Origin of the sequence: Bradyrhizobium sp. 76 (assembly GCF_023073025.1) — a bacterium.
GTDB lineage: Bacteria > Pseudomonadota > Alphaproteobacteria > Rhizobiales > Xanthobacteraceae > Bradyrhizobium.
This window is the reverse complement of record NZ_JADPIS010000149.1, coordinates 878,950-896,917: the sequence shown is the minus strand read 5'-3', so window position 1 is coordinate 896,917 and position 17,968 is coordinate 878,950. Positions and strand designations below refer to the sequence as shown.

The window sequence follows — 17,968 nt, the reverse complement described above, 5'->3', positions numbered from 1 at the left end:
TGGATGCAACTGCATCAAATATAGATGCATTTGCATTCATTCGTCAAGTTCGATGCATTTGCATTGACCGGTATCGATGTAGGATCACCTCACGGCCGCGCGATCACCCCGCCTGTCATCGGCATCGGCACGCCCGTGGTCGCGGGATATGACAGCGGCAGGCCCTTTAGGCCGCGGGCAGCCAGGAAGCCGAAGGCCTGCGCCTCGATGGCGTCGGAGGCCCAGCCGACTGTCTCGGCGGCCTCGACAGTGGCGGACCCCACGCGCTCCCGCAGCATCTGCAGCATGGTCCGGTTGCGGGCGCCGCCGCCGCAGACGATCCAGCTTCGCGGCCTGCGTGGCAGCAGCGGGACGATGCGGGCGATGGCCGCCGCGGTGAAGGCGGTCAGCGTTGCGGCGCCGTCGGCCGGTAGCACCTCGCCGAGCTTCAGTGCTGCAAAATCGTTGCGGTCGAGCGATTTCGGCGGCGGGCTTGCGAAGAACGGCAACTCCAGCGCCCGCGCGATCCAGGCTTCGTCCACCTTGCCGAGCGCTGCGAACTTTCCGTCCGCGTCAAACGCCTGATTCATGGTGCGGTACATGAAATCGTCGAGCAGCGCGTTGCCGGGCCCGGTATCGCAGGCAATCAGCGTGTCGTTGCCGTCGATATAGGTGATGTTGGAGACGCCGCCGATATTGACGACAACGATCGGCCCTTCGCGCTCCAGCGAATGGACGAGCGCCCGGTGGTAGACCGGCACGAATGGCGCGCCCTGTCCGCCGGCCTCGACGTCGGCGGCACGGAAATCATGCATCACGGGGATATGGATCGCCTTGGCCAGCGCCGGCGCATCGCCGATCTGCACGGTCAGTCGCTTCTCGGGGCGATGCAGCACGGTCTGGCCGTGGAAGCCGACGATGTCGATGTCTTCCGGTTTCATCCGGTTCTGGGCGACGAAGGTGGCCACCGCCTCGGCATGCGCGAGCGTCACCGCGCGTTCGGCTTCGGCCAGAATTCCCGGCCGGGCATCGCGCTGCGGCAGGTGCACGGCCTCGCTCAGCGCCTGACGCAGCAGGTTGCGCTCCGCCGGGTTATAGGGCCGGTAGCCGGACGGCCCGAATGCCTTCACCTGCTTTCCGTCGGTTTCGATCAGCGCAACATCCACCCCATCCAGCGAGGTGCCGCTCATCAAACCGAGTGCCGTCAACATCATGGATCAGCGTCCTCAAGAGCCCCATCCGGCATGCCGATCTTGTGCCAGAGGGACACATCTTATAATGCCACAGGCCAAAGTAGCGGGCAGCAACCGAGTTCCCACGGAAGACCCTTAAATTGCTCCCGAAACAGTAAACCAAGAATTGTCAGGCGCTCCGACAAATGACCGCATTCAAATCGGATTTCCTCAACACGCTGCAGGAACGTGGATTCATCCACCAATGCTCCGATTTCGAGGGGCTGGACGCACTCGCCGCCAAGGGCGAGGTGACGGCCTATGTCGGCTACGATTGCACCGCACGCTCGCTGCACATCGGCAATTACCTGACCATGATGATGCTGCACTGGCTGCAGCAATCCGGCAACAAGCCGATCACGCTGATGGGCGGCGGCACCACCATGGTCGGCGATCCCTCCGGCAAGGACGAGACGCGTGCGATCCGCACCGTCGCCGAGATCGAGGCCAACAAGGCATCGATCCGCGGCGTGTTCGCAAAAGTGCTGCGCTACGGCGAGGGCAAAAGCGACGCCATCATGCTCGACAACGCGGAGTGGCTGACCAAGCTCAACTGGATCGAGATGCTGCGCGACATCGGCCGGCACTTCTCGGTCAACCGCATGCTGACCATGGACTCCGTGCGGCTCCGCCTCGAACGCGAGCAGGAGATGAGCTTCATCGAATTCAACTACATGATCTGTCAGGCCTACGATTATGTCGAGCTCGCCAGGCGGACCGGCTGCAGCTTGCAGATGGGCGGCTCCGACCAGTGGGGCAACATCATCATGGGCGTCGATCTCGGCCGCCGCATGGGCACGCATCAGCTGTTCGCGCTGACGACGCCTCTGCTCACGACGGCGTCGGGCGCGAAGATGGGCAAGACCGCTCAGGGCGCGGTCTGGCTCAACGCCGACCAGTTCTCGCCGTATGATTTCTGGCAGTACTGGCGCAACACCGAGGACGCCGACGTCGGCAAATTCCTCAAGCTGTTCACGACGCTGCCAATGAGCGAGATCAGGAAGCTCGAGGCGCTCGGCGGCTCCGAGATCAACGAGGCCAAGAAGGTGCTCGCCACGGAGGCGACCGCGCTCCTGCATGGCCGCGACGCAGCGAACGAGGCGGCCGAGACCGCGCGCCGCACCTTCGAGGAAGGCGCGCTGGCCGAGAGCCTGCCGACCGTGGAAATTCCACGCGGCGAGTTCGACGCCGGCCTCGGCGTGCTCAATGCCTTCGTCAAGGCGGGCCTCGTTGCCTCTAACGGCGAAGCACGGCGCCAGATCAAGGGCGGCGGCCTGCGCGTCAACGACGAGCCCGTCACCGACGAGAAGATGGCGTTGTCGGCGGCCGACCTGACGCCGGAAGGCGTGATCAAGCTGTCGTTCGGCAAGAAGAAGCACATCCTGCTCAGGCCTGCATAGGCGTATGAGATTTTCGCTGCTTGTCAGGGCGCGCCGAAGCGCGCTCCCTGATCGGCAATGGACCAGAACACGCTAGAGGAACAGTCCAAGCAAGCGACCAGGGAACGCGTCACGGCGACACCGCAGGGCGTCGTGCGCACCGCGCTCGTGGTGCTCGCGCTCTGCTTCACACTCGCCGTGCTCGGCCGCGGCCTCAGCGAAAGCTTTACCGTCTTCCTGAAGCCGATCTCGGAAAATTTTGGCTGGGATCGCGCCCAGGTGGTCTCGATCTATTCGCTGACCTGGCTCGTCAGCGGACTGACTGCGCCGTTGGTCGGACGGCTTTTCGATCATTCCGGACCGCGCATCGTCTATGCACTCGGCCTGTTGCTGCTCGGCTCGGCTTTCCTGATTGCGGCGCACGCGCAGTCACTCTGGCAGTTCCAGCTCTCGATCGGACTCTTCGTCGGCATCGGCGTCGCCTTCATCGGCAATGTGCCGAACTCGATCCTGCTGGGCCGCTGGTTCGGCCCAAAGCTGCCGACCGCGATGGCGGTGGTCTACTCGGCCATGGGGGGCGGCGTGCTGGCACTGCTGCCGGCCTCGCAGCTTTTGATCGATCATCTCGGTTGGCGCGAAACCTACCAGCTGTTCGGCTTCGCCGCGCTCGGCCTGCTGGTGCCGCTCATGCTGCTGCCATGGCGGCTGTTCGCCTCGGGCTCGCCGCATATCGCGAAGAAGACCGACCCGGATTTCGTCGATCACGGCTGGACCCTTCCGAGCGCGATGCGCCATCACGCCTTCTGGGCGCTGTTCTCGACCTTCTTCTTCACCGCGGTCGGCATGTACGCGATTGCCGCCCAGATCGTGGCCTATCTGATCGATGCCGGCTTTCCACCGTTGCAGGCCGCGACCGCCTGGGGCTTCTCCGGCGTCGTGCTGGTGTTCGGCATGCTCGGCGTGTCCGCGCTCGATGGCCTGATCGGACGTCGGCCGTCGGTGCTGCTCAGCTACGCGATCTCGATCCTCGGCATCTTCCTGCTGTGGCTGTTGCAATACTCCGCCAATCTCCTCCTGCTCACCGGATTCGTGGTCTGCTTCGGCAGCATGATGGGCTCACGTGGACCGCTGATCACGGCGACCGCGATGAAGATCTTCGGGGGCAAGCGCGTCGGCACCATCTACGGCACGATCTCGATCGGCAGCGGACTCGGCTCGGCGTTCGGCTCCTGGAGCGGCGGCCTGATCCATGACGCGACCCACGGTTACAACGCGCTGCTCGCCTTCGCGCTTGCCAGCGTGGTGCTCGGGATGATCCCGTTCCTGGTCGTGCCCGCCTTGCGGCGCTAGGTCTCCCGAAGGTAACCTGCGGGCATTCGCGTCACCGGGAAATTACGGATGGGCACGACGCGAACAGCTGCAAAAGATGTGGATGGCGCGCGGGTGAAAGTCCCTCCTGCGGTGTTTTGTCCGACATGACAAAAATGTCAGCGCAAATTGCCCTTGGGCGGCTTGCAGGGCAGAACTGAATGCGGTCCTAGTCGCAAGCATTGGATGGAGGGCACAAACCAATGAACTTTCCCTATCTCGTTCGCTTTCAACCGGTTCTCTTGAGCCTGTTTCGCTTCATCACTGGACTCCTGTTGCTCCAGTACGGCATCGCCAAGCTGTTCAAGTTTCCGGTGCTTCCCTACTTCGCAAACATCCCGCCGCTCATCTACGCAGCCGGTACGCTTGAGCTCGTGCTTGGCGCGCTGCTGATGATCGGCCTGTTCACCCGCCTCGCGGCGTTCATCCTGTCGGGTGAGATGGCCTTCGCCTACTTCATGGGCCACATGTTCAAGGGCGAGACGCCGGTGTTCCTGCCGCTGCTCAATGGTGGCACCGCGGCGATCCTGTTCTGCTTCGCCTGCCTCTATCTCTCGGCAGCCGGCGGCGGCTCGGTCAGCGCCGATGCGGCGATGGGCAAGGACTAGCGGCACAACCCTTCGCGTCGCGCGGCGCTGAGATGGCAGCAATTGATTCGCGAATAAGGGGATGGCACCAGTACATTTACGGGTGCCATCTCAGCGCGAGCCCAGCACGTTCCAGACGAGGACGAGGACCGCGACCAGCAGCATCGACATGATGAGGCGGTGAACGAATCGGTTCATGTCCGCTCCCACCGAATTCGGTCGGGACTAAAGACCCACACAATCTTTCTCCCAGTTGACGCGCCATGCGCCCACGTGGCGCATTTCCGCATGGATGTTTGCGCATGCGGCTCGCGGACGCCGCTTGCGCGGCAGCCGTCGCACGCGTCCATTCATGATTGGTAAGAATTTCATGCTACCGACGCGAGCAACAATAACCATTCCGTCGAGGCCGTGATGAAGCTGCTGAGCCACCTCAAGATCCGCACCAAGCTCGCCAGCATGGTCTGTCTTTCGGCACTCACGGTCACGGCCATCATCGGGGTGTCGTCCGTGCTCAGCAAGAGCCGCATGCTTGAGGACCGCGTCCAGCAGATGCGGACCGCGGTCGATATGCTCCACAACCTCGCCCAATCACTTGAAGAAGAAGTCGGCGCCGGCAAGCTGACGCAGGCCGAAGCGAAGGTCCAGTTCCACCAGCGCGGCCGCCGCATGAGCTTCAATGGCGGCCAAGGCTATCCGGTGGTCTATAACGCCGATACGTCCCTCATCGTCAACGGCGCCAACCAGCAGCTCGAAGGCAAGATCACCGGTGCGAAGGACTCCAATGGCGTCCTGATCGCCGACGCCATTATCAAGGCTGGCGCTGAGACCGCACAGGGCGGCGTGACCTCCTATCTCTATCCCCGCCCCGGCCAGACGGAGCCCGTCCGCAAGACCGTGTTCGCGCGCAAATTCGCGCCCTGGAACGCGACGATCAGCTACGGCCTCTATGTCGACGACATCGATGCGGACGTACGAGCCTTGACGCTTGAGCTGGGGGCGATCGGCATCGGCCTGATGCTGCTGATGGCGACGCTGTCCTGGCTGATCGCCCGCGACGTGCTCGGCGCACTCGACCGCCAGAAGAACCGCATGCAGGCCATTTCCCAAGGCGCCATCGACGCGGCGGTCGAGGAGACCGGTCGCGGCGACGAGATCGGTCGCATGGCCGAGACCCTCGAAGTGCTCAGGCAGACCGCGCTGACAGCGCGCAAGCTGGAGGCCGAGCAGGTCGCCACCAAGACCCGCAGCGAACAGGAGAAGCGTGACGCGCTGATCTCGCTTGCCGACCGGTTTGACGCCTCCGTCGGCCAGCTAGTCGGCCTGATGGCCTCGGGCTCCGGCGAACTGGAGGTCACTGCCAAGTCGATGTCGTCGACCGCGGAAGGCACCAACCGCCGCGCCGCCGTCGTGGGCTCGGCCGCCACCGAAGCCAGCCAGCGCGTCCAGACGGTTGCGGCCGCCGCCGAGGAGCTCTCCTCCTCCATCACCGAGATCAGCCGTCAGGTCGCGCAGTCCGCCGTGGTCACCGGCCGTGCCGTGGACAGCGCACGCCGCACCGACACCATCGTGCGCGCCCTCTCGGACGGCGCCCAGCAGATCGAGCATGTCGCCGAGCTGATTTCCAGCATCGCGGCGCAGACCAATCTGCTCGCGCTCAACGCCACCATCGAGGCCGCACGCGCCGGCGAAGCCGGCCGCGGCTTTGCGGTCGTCGCTTCGGAGGTGAAGTCGCTGGCGAGCCAGACTGCGGAAGCCACCCGCGAGATCGGCGACAAGATCGCCCAGATCCAGGGCGCGACCAAGGAAGCGGTAGACGCCATCGGCGGCATCACCGCCACCATCGAGGAGGTCAGCCGGATCGCCACCTCGATCGGCGCCGCGATCGAGGAGCAAGGCGCCGCCACCGCCGAGATCGCCCGCAGCGTCTCGCAGACGGCGGAGGCGACCCAGGAGGTCACCACCAATATCGGCGGCGTCAGCACGGCAGCGAACGAGACCGGCAATGCGGCAGGCATGGTGCTCGCAGCTGCGTCAAACCTCTCCAAGCAGGCCGAGCAGCTCTCCGGCGAAGTCGGAACCTTCCTGGCCGGCGTGCGCGCGGCGTAAGCGGCCGGCATCAAACCCAGCACGTCGTCATGGCCGGGCTTGTCCCGGCCATCCACGTTCTGCGCGCTTGTTGGAAGGAGCTCGGCAGCCTCGCCGCTATCGCCGCGCGAGGGTGCAGCCGCTCGAGAGCTGGCGCGTCGTTCCGGTCGAACCATCGTTCGACTGCGACGGGAATTCCTCGAACGGCGAGTTCTGTTTGCCGGTGTTGAATTCGAAGATCTTGCGGAACAGACCGGGTGCCATCGCCGAAATCGGATTGACGCGCATCACGGGCGCGGCCGGGGTGCCGACGACCTCGTAGGTCACGCCGATCAATCCTTCATTGTTGCCGCCGCCGAGGAAGATGCCGAACAACGGGATCTGGCCGAAGATGTTGTTGACGCCATACATCGGCACGAATGTGCCGCTCATGCAGACCTGATTGCCGGGAAAGTCGATTGAGCCCTCGATGGTGGCGCCGATCATCGGCCCCTTGACCACGCCGTCGCGGATCGTGAGCGCGCCGTTCTGCCGCGTGAACTCCGCACGCATCGCCGTAAAGGCCACGCCGCTCTGCGCCCCGTTGGGAGCGCCCGCCGCGACGCGATCGAGTTGATCCATGCCCTTGACCGAGAAGTCGCGCACATTGATCAGGCCTTCCCGGGTCGTGGGCTCCGACGTCGGCGGCTCCATGGCCACCACCATCTGGCCGCCGAAGACCTTGTTGGTGGTGTCTGTGAAGCGCAGGAAGTTGCCGGCATCGCTGGTCTGGAGATAGATCACCTCGCGGTTGCCTTGGGCCCGGCCGCCGCGCAAATCGGCGGCCACAGGCGTGTCTTTTCCGATCCTGCCGCTCAGCGTGAAGGCTTTGACCGCACCATTGCGCCGCGACATCTTGGCCTCCACGCTGCGCATCGCCTCGCCGTTGAAACCCATGACGGCGCCGAGCTTCACGTCCATGTCGAAATCGACGTTCTTCGTCTTGCTCTTGGCATCGTCCTTGGAATTGCCTGAGATCGCCGATTTCAGAAAGCCGCGGCCGTCGAATACGTCGCCGCGCATGGTGCCCTTGACCACGCCGTCCTGGCTGCGCTCCACCTTCAGCGACGCCTTGTCGCCGTCGGACGGCGCGTAAGTCGGGAAGTTCGCGTTCATGAGATCGCCGTTGGCATCGACCTCGATCGACCCCTTGATCGAGGCGCCGCCGCCTTCGATGACGATCTCCTCCAGGCGCGTCGATTGCGCCGTCGGCACCACCTTGAAGCTGGCCTTGCCCGCTCTGCCCGGCAGCTTGACCCAGCCGGGCAGGATGTTGTCGAGCTTGACCGAGGTCAGGTCGGCCTCGATGCCGAGCTTCGTCGTCTGGTCGGGCCCCCCGGCGATCTTGCCCGACAGCTTGATCGGCACCGATCCGCTGACGGCGGGGCCCAGATCGAACCCGAGACGCGCGCGGCTCGCATCGTCCAGCGTGGTCTGCAATTTGACGTCCGCATCGCCCTCGGCGGGCTTGCGGTAGTCGAGCGAGGCCGCCTGCCCGTTGATCTTGACGTCGCCCTTGACCTGATAGCCCTGGTTGCTCGCGACGATCTTGAGGTTGTTGGCCTCCAGCTTCTGGTTCATCACCAGCTTGTCGGCACCAAAACCGTTGAGATCGGCAGTCACGCTGTAGGTGGTGTCGGCTTTGGTCAGCTCGCCCTTGACCGGCAGCCCAAGCTGGACGTTCGCCGAGAACGTCCCCTTGCTGGTGTTGGGATCGATGACGGTCGACGACAGATCGCTCAGGCGATCGTTGGAAAGCATTTCGGCGGCTGCGGGCACCGGACCCTCGACACGGAACCGGGTCCGCGACGGCGACGGCTTGGGCGCCATATCGGGCACCTCGAAGACGAAGTCGGAAATCGTGACCTTGCGACCCGCCGGCGTATCGGCAATGCCCTGCCCGATGTTCACCATCGCGGTGCGGCCGGTCACGCGCGCCTTCAAATCGGCATCGTGCACCACCGGCAGGCCATCGACAGGGCGAACCGTGACACCGCTCGCCACGATATTGACGGACAGGCCGTCGTCGGGAATGGGTGGGCCCTTGCGCGGAAGATTCTTCGTCGGTGAATTAACGCCTATCTCGATGCGCTGGAGCGTTCCACGCTCGATCCGCTCGATCACCCATTCGCGCAACTCGGGAACGACAAGCGTTGGCCACATCCGCTTGAGCGCGGAGGCCGACATCGGCGTTCCCGCAAAACCCAGTGTCAGCCGCGGCTCGCCCGAATAGTCGATGGCACCGGTGCCGGCGACGCCGATCTCTCCGTTGGAGATGTCGGCCTGCGTCAACAGCAGCCTCTTGTGGTCGGTGTCGAAGCGGAAGCCGATCGCAATACGGTTGAAGACCAGCGGCGGCTCGTTGTCGATGCCGCCGAGCAGGATCGAACCGCCGCTGAAACCGAGCTGCCAGTCATTGACGGTGCCGTTGGGCGGCTCGACATGAGCCAGAAGCGTCAGACGGTTCGCGCCCGAGAGGACCTTGAACGGAGCGACCAGCACCCGCCGATTGGCGTCCCACTCGACATTGATCTCGGCCGAGTCGATCGCCATCGGATAATCGGGTGTATCGGTGTCGATGATGTTGCCCGCACCGACGGCGATCTTGCCGCGAAAGAAGGTCGGCACGCCGTCGCGGCCGAGCTCGCCCTTGAGCTCGCCGGTCAGCGGCAGGTCGGCGGTGTAGGTGAGATCCTTCACCCGCAGCGCCAGCAGGATGTTGGCGGTCGAAACCTTGTCGGCGCGGATATCGACCGAGCGCACGCCGTTCTCGGTGGGGCCGATCGTGGCACGCAACGACCACGGACGCGCGCCCTCCTCGCCGAGGCTGAGCGCGACGCCGCCACGGCTGGGTCGGCGCAGGCTGAGCGTGATGTTCTCAAACGTCCATTTGCTGCCGCGCTGCTGGTCGTCGACGATCAGATTGCCGTTCTTCAGGCCGATCTCGTTGAGATTCTGGCCGTCGAGGCCGGTCATGCTCAGACTGTCGAGCCAGTCGAGGCCCTGAAGAATGCCGGTCGGGGCCGTGGCCTGGGTCGCGGCTTGCGATGCGTCGGGGGTCGCAGGCCCGGTGGCGAATGGCGGCGGTGGGACACCATTGCGCGGGAAAGTCGGCGGCAGCCCCGCGTCCTTCTTGGAGGCGACGCCAGTTGCAAGCGGCTTTGCGGTGTCGCCAGCCGACACCGTGACGGTGCCGTCAGGCGCGATCCGGATCGCGAGCTCGGCATCGACGAGGTTGAGGCTTTCGGCGCGCAAATGCCCCATCAGCAGGCCTGCACCCGACAGCTTCACCTCGGCCTTCGGTGCGGTGGCGACAATGACGTGATCGTGGTCGCGCACGACGATATCACGGATGCGCACGGCGATTCGGATCCGCCCGGCCCGTTCGATCTGCGTGCCGCCGACCTCCACGGTGTTGCCGTGACCGATATTGTCCTCGATCGCGGCCGCGAGCCACGGCGTCGCAATGTCGAGATTGATGGGACCGGCGCCGAGCCGCCACCACAGCGCGCCGAAACAGCCGACGAAGATGACGACCAGGGCACCGACGACCACGGCCACGCGCTTCACCCAGCGACCGCCGCCCAGCCAGCGGCGCAAGGGACCAAACCCGTCAGCGAAGCGATGGAAGCCCGAATTGGAACGCGACAACAGCCGGCGCGCCCGATAGCCCGCCGCCGCTTCCTGATCCGGATCCCAATGGGCGTCGTCCCATTGCTGCTGCTCTGGTTGGCTGCCGCGCCGATCCGAATCCCGATTGTAATCCTGGGGCGACGTATTCCTTGCCATTGCCTCTCGATACAGGCGCCCGTCGTGGGATTGAGCGCCGCCGGGGCCGCAGCCGTCGTCGGGAAGCGAAGCTTCCCGCGCCGGCATTGCCGCCATACCTCGAATATTCCTTCTGTTCGTCATGTCGCCCCGGGAGCGCGTTCAACGAGCAGTGGGGTGGTCCGTGTAATTCTTTGTAACCAGACTTCGCCGTCGTCAGACTCATCCAGCCGAGGGCACGATTCCGGCATACCGGAAAAAGGCTGCAATACCGCTTTGGTTGACCCGCCGAAAGCGACGAAAGGAAGGCGTATGTCCAAGAAATCCCGAAAGAAATCGTCCAAAACGCCCTCCGTCAGTCCGACGGCTAAAAAGACGCCCGTGAAAGCGCGGGCTGCGACTCAAACTAAGTCCGCGAAAACACAGCGGACACCAGCGAGCAAATCAACTGGGATCATAGCAAAGACAGCATCGCATAAGGCCGCACCGAAACGGTTAAATTCTTCCAAATCGGCATCCGCGCCCAAAACGGCGGCGAAGGCCGGCTTAGCCGAGGGTCAGAAGGCCCCCGCCTTCCGCCTGCCCCGCGACGGTGGCGGTGTCGTTGCGCTGTCGGATTATGCCGGCCAGAAGCTGGTCCTGTTCTTCTACCCCCGCGCCGACACGCCGGGCTGCACCAGGGAAGCCATCGACTTCACCCGGCTGACCGGCGCCTTCGCCAAGGCCAGCACCGCCGTGCTTGGTATCTCCGCCGATCCGGTAAAGGCTCAGGACAAGTTCCGCGACAAGCACGGTCTCGGCGTGCCCCTCATCTCGGACGAGACGCACGCGATGCTGGAGGCCTACGGCGCCTGGGGCGAAAAATCCATGTATGGCAAGAGCTTCATGGGAGTTCTTCGCACCACGATGCTGCTTGGCGCCGACGGCAAGATCGCCCGGATCTGGCGCAATGTTCGGGTCGACGGCCACGCCGACGAGGTGCTGGAAGCCGCAAGGAGCCTTTAACCAATCATTTAAATTCAAGCGGTTCCGTTTCCGGAAAATTAACCATGACCGGCCCAGATTGCCGCGGCAATTAGGCCGCACGGACTCATCCGATCGGCGCGGGAGTGCCGATGTCGAAAAGTTCTGCCCAACTCTCGCAGTACCCCCAACATCACCCCCACGACCACGGCCGAGCCTTTCATCGCCGTGCCGCCGCGGTGGCAACCGCACTTCCCCTTCCGGACATCGACGACGCCTACACCATCGTGCATCACGGCAAGCAGGTTCGCCTGGGGCCTGTGGTGTTCTGGATCGTGGTCGGCACGATCGTGTTGCTCGGGCTCTGGTCGGCCGCAACCGCGACCTATTTCGCCTTCCGCGACGACGTCCTCACCCGGCTGATCGCCCGGCAGGCCGAGATGCAATACGCCTATGAGGACCGCATCGCCGAGCTCCGCGCCAAGGTCGACCGCACCACCAGTCGGCAGCTGCTCGACCAAGAGCAGTTCGACCAGAAGCTCGACCAGATCATGAAGCGCCAGACGGCGCTGGAGTCCCGTGCCACGGCGCTCGGGTCCATGCCGGACGTGACCGGATCGATTCCCCGCTCCACCCCGCAGCGTGGCGATGCCAGCCAGACGACGCAGGGCACGCCAAAGCCCTCACCGATCAGCGACACCGTGATCTTCGTGGCGCCGCCGGATCGCGAGGCGCGGCTCGAGTCGCGCGCGCCGACCCTCGCAGCTCCGCCCGTCAATCAATTCGCCAAGAATCAAGGGTTCGACAACGTCGTCGTTCGGCTCACGACCTCGCTGGACCAGGTCGAGCGTCGTCAGATGGCGGCGCTCAACGCCGTCGAGGAAGGCATGGATTCGCGCATGCGCCGGATGCGCGGCGTCGTCAGCGATCTCGGCCTGAACCTCGCAAATCTCGAAGCCGCCGTGCCACGCACGGCAATGGGCGGGCCTTTCGTACCCGTTAAGCTCACCGCCAGTTCGGGGCCGTTCGAGAAGCAGCTCCATCGCATCAACAGCACCCGCGCCGAGATGGACCGGCTCAATCGCACGCTCGCACTCGTGCCCTATCGCAAGCCCGTCATCGGCGAGGTCGAGTTCACCTCCGGCTTCGGCGTGCGCAGCGATCCGTTCCTCGGCCGGCCCGCGATGCACACCGGGCTCGACTTCCGCGCCGCGAGCGGCGATCCCGTTCGTGTCACTGCCAACGGCAAGGTCGTCTCCGCCGGCTGGTCCGGCGGCTACGGCCGCATGATCGAGGTCGATCACGGCAATGGCCTTGCGACCCGCTACGGCCATCTCTCCGAGATCAATGTCCGGGTCGGCGAGATCGTGAAGATCGGCCAGGTCGTCGGGCTCGTCGGGTCGACCGGCCGTTCCACCGGCCCGCACCTGCACTACGAAACCCGCATCGACGGCGAAGCAGTCGATCCGCAGAAATTCCTGCGCGCCGGCGTGCGCCTGAGCGCGGGCTAGGCTCGTTGAGAGTCCGCTCGCCTAGTTCCTGTTTACATCGCGGAACTTCGGAGTTCCCTCGACGTTAGATCGCAGCTCCCTTATCAGCGCGATCTTCCGATGCAACAGACCGATACCAAAGCTCGTCCGGCCAAGGGCAAAGCGAACCAGCCACGTAACAGCGCGGCTCAACTCTTCAGCGATATTGCTAACCGAACATCTCAAGCGGCCGGGCGCGCGCTAACATTCATGATTGCAGCCGGCATCATCCTGGTTTGGGCGGTCACCGGTCCCATCTTCCAGTACTCCGACACATGGCAGTTGGTGATCAACACCGGCACCACCATCGTGACGTTCCTGATGGTCTTCCTGATTCAGAATTCTCAGAATCGCGATAGCGCGGCGATCCAGGTGAAGCTTGACGAACTGATCCGGGTGAGCGCGGTGCAGAATTCCTTCGTCGGAATTGAGCATTTGACCGATGACGAGCTCGACGAGATCCGCACCAAATGTGAGCTTCGCGCCAACGCCGAAAAGGTCGGAGAAGAGACGGTCAAGAATACCGGCAAGAAGGCGAAACGCGCCGCCGATCTCGTCACCGAATAAGCGGGGAGACGCCGAAAATGAGCTGACTACTGTCCGCGCTCGTGGCCGACCTCGCCGGTGATGACGTCGCCGAACAGCTCCCAGGCCTGCCCGTTGAAGCGCATCAGCTGCATCTGCTCGATCGGAAAATAATCGTCGGCGGAGGTGTTGACCATGATGCCGGGCAGCATCAGGTCGGTGTGAAAATCCTTCAGGTTCGTGGCCTGCTTCATGACGTTGTCACGTGTGAGGTTGTTGCCGCACTGCTTCAGCACCTGCGCCATCGCCTCCGCCTGGACGTAGCCGTAAAGGTTGTTGGCGTTGGTCTTGTCCCCTTCGGGATAGTACTTGTCCATGAAGGTGCGCCACGCGATGACCGCCGGATCCTTGTCCCAGGTCGGGTCGGTCGGATCCTTCAGATATGCGGTCGAGATGATGTCCTTGGAATAGTCGAGCCCGGCGGGCTTGAGCACCGAGGCGATCGACGTAGCCGTATTGGCGAGGAAGAATTTCGGCTTCCAGCCGAGCTCGCCGACCTTCCGGATCGCCTGCGCCGAGCCTTTCGGCGCGGCCCATGAGAAGAAGATGTCTGCGCCGGAATCGTGAAGCGCAACGATCTGCGAGTCGATCGAGGGATCGCTGACCTCATAGGATTTGTCGGCGATGATCATATTGGCCTTGTCGCCGAGCCCATCCTTCAGGCCCTTGAACTGGTCCTTGCCGGCGTCGTCGTTCTGCCAGAGCACCGCGATCTTGCTGTTCGGAAACTTGTCACGGATATACTTCGCGTAGATCCGCCCCTCGCTCTGGTAGTTCGGCTGAAATCCCATGGTCCATGGGAAATTCTTGGGGTCGCCGAACTTGGTGCCGCCGGAGGCAACGAAGAGCTGCGGTACCTTCTTGGCGTTCATGTATTTCATGATCGCGGAGTTCGAGGGTGTGCCGAGCGGCTGGAAGATCAGCAACACCTCGTCGCTCTCCACCAGCTTGCGCGCCTGCTCGATCGCCTTCGGCGGCGAATAGGCGTCGTCATAGCTGATGAAATTGATCTTGCGCCCGTTGATGCCGCCCTGATCGTTGATCATCTTGAAGAACGCGGCCTCGGTCTTGCCGATCACGCCATAGGACGATGCCGGCCCGCTATAGGGCATGATATTGCCGAGCTTGATTTCGTTGTCGGTGGCACCGGGATCGTATTTTTTCTGCGCCAGAGCCGATGTTGTGGCCAACACGGCGGCAGCAAGCATGGCGAGGGCTGCAAGTTTATTGCGACAACCCGGCATCGTTCTCTCCCCTGTGTTTTGTAGTCTTGTTTTGCTGGGAGTGTCGCAAGGTGGCTCTCGGCTGGCAAGCGCCGCGATTTTCCGCGAGGTGAAACGGCGGCTCTGGAACTATGTGCCGCGCCGCAGCAGGTTCAGAACGCGCCCATCAATCACCAGCAACGCGCTGCCGATCACGATCGCGCCCGCGATCTCACGCATGGAGATCGGCTCGTCGAGCACAAGCCATCCCAGAAGAATGGCGGTGACGGGAATGAGCAGCGTCACAAGCATCACATTGGTCGCGCCCGAGCGCCGCAGGATCTGGAAGAAGACGATATAGGCGAGCGCTGTCGACAAGCCGGCAAGGCCAAGCACCGCGAGCCATGTCGTGAGGCCCGGCATCGGCAGACGCCACGGCTGCTCCGTTGCGCCCGCGACCAGCGCCATCATTACCGTCGACGCCATGAGTTGGAAGCTTGCCGTCCCCAGCGGAGCCGAGTCCTTCAACAGCCGCCGCGCCGCCAGCGCCGCAAAGCCATAGCTGAGGGCACCGCCGAGGCAAAGCAGGATCCCGAGCCCCTGCCCTGCCCGCGTTTCCGCGCCCCATCCGCGCAGGATAATCACGCCGGCGAGGCCCAGCGCTACGCCGGCGACGCGCCGCAGCTGCAAGGCCTCTTCGCCCACGGCCGCCATCACGATCACCGTGAAGAGTGGTGTGGTCGCGTTCAGGATCGACGCCAGCCCGCTTGGAATGAAAGTCTGGCCGATCACGATCAGCGAGAACGGGATGACGTTGTTGAAGAGCCCAATCGCCACGAACGGCTTCCAGCCCGTCACACCCTTGGGAAAGCCGACGCCCTGGATACGGAGCAGCGGCAGCAGAATGGCCGCGCCAAGCGCGACACGCAAAAGCACCAACGTCAGCGGCGGCAATTCCCGCAACGCAGCGCCGTTGAAGAAGAACGAGCCGCCCCAGAGCACCGAGAGCACAGCGAGCAGCGACCAGTCGCGCGCGTCGATACGGTTGTCGTTCGGGGACATGGCGTCTCATGACGGTGGCCGAGACAGCCGCCTAAGACAACACGGCGAACAGCGCCACCCGATTTCCGACGACGCACCGTTTACAAGGCCGATGCTCGAACGAGGCGAACGAGGCTGCCCCATGTCGATGCGACCGCTAGGACGGTTTCTTCGGCCGCGACACAAGCTCGATCATCTTGCCTTCGTCGTCATCGGGCATCGCGGCCTTCGCCTGTGCGTAGGCTTCCACCGCGGCGCGCGCGACCAGCGGCTTGTCGGCCAGCAGGCTCTCGGCGAGCTTCACCGCGTAGGCGGCATCCTTGTGCCGCAGTGCCGCCGTGAACGTTGCGCCGGAAAAATCGCGGGCGACCATGCGCCTGGAGTGGCGCTGCACCTGCGGGCTCGCGGCGACGCCAGCCTGAATCGAGTCCAGCACCAGATTCATGTCGAGCCCGGCCTGCTCGGCGATGGCAAGTCCCTCGGCGAGGCCGGCGATCTGGATCGCGCCCATCAGATTGTTGATCAGCTTGTAGACCGTGCCGGAGCCGACCGAGCCGAAATGGCGGATGGTCGAACCGATCGGTGTCAGATAGGGCCGCGCGCGTTCGAGATCGGCCGCATCGGCGCCAACGAGCAGCGTCAGCTTTCCGCTCGCGGCCGCATCCGGCAATCCCGTCACGGGGCAATCGATATAGATCAGCCCGCGCGCGTTCATTTCGCGGCCCATCTCGCGCGCATGGTCATAGGAGACGGTGGAGCATTCGATCGCGATGGTGCCGGCCTTCGCCGTCTTGGCTGCGCCCTTGGGGCCGAGCCAGACTGCGCGCGAGGCCTCGTCATCGGCGACCATGGTCACGACGGCGTCGGCGTCGATCGCCGCGTCCTCGGGCGAGGTCGCCCACAGCGCGCCGCGCGCGATCAGGTCTTCCGCTTTTGTTTTGCTGCGATTCCACAGCGTCACCGTAAAACCGGCATCGAGATAGCGGCCGGCCATGCCATGGCCCATCCGTCCAAGCCCGATGAAGGCGATGCGGAGCATCAGTCGACGTCCTCGATGTCGGCGCCGGGAGTGCCGAAGGCGCGCTGCGCCAGGGTTGCGGCCATGAACTCGTCGAGATCGCCCCCGAGCACGCCTGAGGTGTCCGAGGTCTGCACACCCGTGCGCAGGTCCTTCACCATCTGGTAGGGCTGCAGCACGTAGGAGCGGATCTGGTGGCCCCAGCCGATGTCGGTCTTGGCGGCCTGGTCGGCGGCGGCCTTCTCCTCGCGCCGCTTCAGCTCGATCTGGTAAAGCCGGGCGCGCAGCATGTCCCAGGCCTGCGCCTTGTTCTTGTGCTGCGAGCGGCCGGCCTGGCAGACCACGGCGACGCCGGTCGGGATATGCGTCAGCCGTACCGCGGACTCGGTCTTGTTGACGTGCTGGCCGCCGGCACCACCGGAGCGCATGGTGTCGACGCGAACGTCGGATTCCTTGATGTCGATCTTGATGGTGTCGTCGATCACCGGAAACACAGCTACGGACGAGAACGAGGTGTGCCGCCGCGCATTGGAATCGAACGGCGAGATCCGCACCAGGCGGTGCACGCCCGCCTCGGTCTTGAGCCAGCCATAGGCATTGTGGCCAGAGACCTGGATGGTCGCGGACTTGATGCCGGCCTCTTCGCCCTCGGACTCTTCCAGCATCTCGACCTTGAAGCCGCGGGTTTCGGCCCAGCGCGAGTACATGCGGAGCAGCATCTGCGCCCAGTCCTGGCTCTCGGTGCCACCGGCGCCGGCATGCACTTCGAGATAGGAATCGAAACTATCGGCCTCGCCCGACAGCAGCGCCTCGAGCTCGCGCCGGGCGACTTCCTTCTTGAGGGTCTTCAGCGCGGCTTCGGCTTCCTTGACGACGCCCTCATCGCCCTCGGCTTCCCCGAGTTCGATCATGCCGATGTCGTCTTCGAGCTCCTGCTCGACCTTGCCGATGCCGGAGAGTGCATCCTCGAGCGAGGTGCGCTCCTGCATCAATTTCTGGGCTTTCTGGGGATCGTTCCAGAGGTTGGGATCTTCTGCGAGCTTGTTCAGCTCAGCGAGGCGCGCCGTCGATTTCTCGACGTCAAAGATGCCTCCTCAGCAGCCCGACAGACTGCTTGATCTCTTCTACCAACCGTTCGATTTCGGCGCGCATGTGATTCTCTGGTCTCGCGGGATTGTTCCGCGTCTCGT

The 17,968-nt window shown here is 64.0% G+C and carries 13 protein-coding genes; 7 read left to right on the top strand and 6 right to left on the bottom strand.

Annotation, left to right across the window (positions count from 1 at the left end; translation table 11 throughout):
* Positions 1–89: 89 nt before the first annotated feature.
* Complete coding sequence (locus tag IVB48_RS39825) at positions 90–1,193, bottom strand: anhydro-N-acetylmuramic acid kinase (protein ID WP_247408645.1); 1,104 nt, start codon at positions 1,191–1,193, stop codon at positions 90–92.
* Positions 1,194–1,357: 164 nt separating this feature from the next.
* On the opposite strand from IVB48_RS39825, the gene tyrS reads away from it, so the two are divergent.
* From tyrS to IVB48_RS39805, 4 genes are all read left to right on the top strand, one after another.
* On the top strand, positions 1,358–2,611 hold the full coding sequence (gene tyrS / locus IVB48_RS39820; RefSeq protein ID WP_247408643.1) for a tyrosine--tRNA ligase: 1,254 nt from the start codon (positions 1,358–1,360) through the stop codon (positions 2,609–2,611).
* Between the two features lie 57 nt (positions 2,612–2,668).
* A complete protein-coding gene (locus IVB48_RS39815) occupies positions 2,669–3,940 on the top strand; it encodes an MFS transporter (RefSeq protein ID WP_247408641.1) in 1,272 nt (423 codons plus the stop codon).
* Between the two features lie 221 nt (positions 3,941–4,161).
* Entirely contained in the window at positions 4,162–4,566 is a 405-nt protein-coding gene (locus IVB48_RS39810; protein WP_027569850.1) for a DoxX family protein, read from the top strand.
* 393 nt (positions 4,567–4,959) lie between these two features.
* Positions 4,960–6,654 carry a methyl-accepting chemotaxis protein gene (locus IVB48_RS39805; RefSeq protein ID WP_247408639.1) on the top strand — a complete coding sequence of 565 codons (1,695 nt, stop codon included), beginning with the start codon at positions 4,960–4,962 and terminating at the stop codon, positions 6,652–6,654.
* 96 nt (positions 6,655–6,750) lie between these two features.
* On the opposite strand, the gene IVB48_RS39800 is transcribed toward IVB48_RS39805, so the two are convergent.
* The gene (locus IVB48_RS39800) at positions 6,751–10,548 is read right to left on the bottom strand and encodes a DUF3971 domain-containing protein (protein WP_247408831.1); all 3,798 of its coding nucleotides are present in this window, start codon (positions 10,546–10,548) and stop codon (positions 6,751–6,753) included.
* Positions 10,549–10,752: 204 nt separating this feature from the next.
* Between IVB48_RS39800 and IVB48_RS39795 the strand changes: the two genes are divergently transcribed.
* From IVB48_RS39795 to IVB48_RS39785, 3 genes are all read left to right on the top strand, one after another.
* On the top strand, positions 10,753–11,445 hold the full coding sequence (locus IVB48_RS39795) for a peroxiredoxin (RefSeq protein WP_247408827.1): 693 nt from the start codon (positions 10,753–10,755) through the stop codon (positions 11,443–11,445).
* A 110-nt stretch (positions 11,446–11,555) separates the two neighbouring features.
* Positions 11,556–12,914 carry a M23 family metallopeptidase gene (locus IVB48_RS39790; protein ID WP_247408637.1) on the top strand — a complete coding sequence of 453 codons (1,359 nt, stop codon included), beginning with the start codon at positions 11,556–11,558 and terminating at the stop codon, positions 12,912–12,914.
* 99 nt (positions 12,915–13,013) lie between these two features.
* Positions 13,014–13,499: a low affinity iron permease family protein gene (locus IVB48_RS39785; protein WP_247408635.1), complete on the top strand. Its 486-nt coding sequence runs from the start codon at positions 13,014–13,016 to the stop codon at positions 13,497–13,499.
* 26 nt (positions 13,500–13,525) lie between these two features.
* On the opposite strand, the gene IVB48_RS39780 is transcribed toward IVB48_RS39785, so the two are convergent.
* The 4 genes from IVB48_RS39780 to prfB form a co-directional block, all read right to left on the bottom strand.
* Positions 13,526–14,761, bottom strand: coding sequence for an ABC transporter substrate-binding protein (locus IVB48_RS39780; protein ID WP_247408634.1), 1,236 nt, complete (start codon positions 14,759–14,761; stop codon positions 13,526–13,528).
* Between the two features lie 108 nt (positions 14,762–14,869).
* Positions 14,870–15,781, bottom strand: coding sequence for a DMT family transporter (locus tag IVB48_RS39775; RefSeq protein ID WP_247408633.1), 912 nt, complete (start codon positions 15,779–15,781; stop codon positions 14,870–14,872).
* 136 nt (positions 15,782–15,917) lie between these two features.
* Positions 15,918–16,799: an NAD(P)-dependent oxidoreductase gene (locus tag IVB48_RS39770; protein WP_247408632.1), complete on the bottom strand. Its 882-nt coding sequence runs from the start codon at positions 16,797–16,799 to the stop codon at positions 15,918–15,920.
* A protein-coding gene (gene prfB / locus IVB48_RS39765; protein ID WP_155809971.1) for a peptide chain release factor 2 occupies positions 16,799–17,930 on the bottom strand; the annotation gives its coding sequence in 2 pieces (ribosomal slippage) (positions 16,799–17,860 and positions 17,862–17,930; 1,131 coding nt in all). The genes IVB48_RS39770 and prfB overlap by 1 nt, the downstream gene beginning before the upstream one ends.
* Positions 17,931–17,968: the final 38 nt, after the last annotated feature.